Source organism: Bradyrhizobium nivariense (assembly GCF_029846695.2).
Lineage (GTDB): Bacteria > Pseudomonadota > Alphaproteobacteria > Rhizobiales > Xanthobacteraceae > Bradyrhizobium.
The window spans coordinates 1-923 of record NZ_JARWCR020000199.1; the positions used below are offsets into that span (position 1 = coordinate 1).

At 64.1% G+C, this 923-nt stretch carries 1 protein-coding gene; it reads right to left on the reverse strand.

What is annotated here, in order from left to right; all coding sequences use genetic code 11:
- Positions 1–167: 167 nt before the first annotated feature.
- A partial coding sequence (locus QCM77_RS45930) for an IS1380 family transposase (RefSeq protein WP_280097143.1) occupies positions 168–923 on the reverse strand: 756 nt, incomplete at its 5' end.

The following is a 923-nucleotide window of genomic DNA, read 5'->3' on the forward strand; positions in this document are numbered from 1 at the left end:
TAGCCCGTCCTATTCGTGAGAGTGCGGTTTTTGGTCGGATTGATGCGGCCGCACATCTCCTCTGACGAGGCGCACAGGACTGCCTTCGGCTTTTCACCGCCTGACGACCCGTACTTTGCAACGCGCTTGAGGGATGGGTTGGGCGAACGGGGCGCACGCCCCGCCGGTCAAGGACCGAGCGGCAGCAGCGCGCCTGGCAAGCAGCGGATCAGGTCGGCTTCGGGACATGCCGCGGCGAACGCAAGGCGAATGCGGCTCGTGGTCTCGACGACCCGGGCGGCGATTTTCAGGAGACGAAGACGCAGCGTCGCGAACTCGGCTGTGGCCAATTCCCGGACTTTGGGAATGGCGTCGCGCACGGTCAGCATCAGCCAATAAGCGGCCGTATGGAGCACGAGACGGACCTGGTTGGCGAGCGCCGAACGGCAACTGGTGCGATCGGAGGCAAGCTGCGTCTTATGCAGCTTGATCAGATTCTCAGCTTGGCCGCGCGCGCAATACAGGCTGTCGTAGATCCACTCGGCCGAGCCGACATCGAGGCTGGTGACGACGAAGCGGATGTCGAGACCGAGCATCGTCGCCTCTATACGGGCGACGGTGCGCCGTTCGCGATCCCAGGACTTTGCCTTGTGGCGCGTCTCGGTATAGCCGCGCAGAACAGGCAGGTTCTCGATGGCGCGTCGCGTGCGGATGTCGTCAGCGACCTCGTCGACTTTTCTGGCGAGAGGCTTGGTACCGGACAGACCGAAGATGTAGTCGATGCCGTTGTTCTCGCACCACGTCATCGCCTCCGGCCGAGCATAGTGCCCGTCGCCACGGAACGTAATTCGCGTCTTGTGCCATCGCGTGCGGATGTGCCGTACCAGGCGTCGAAGATGGGCACGCACCTCGACGCCGCCCGGCGTCTTGCCGGGCCGCAGCAC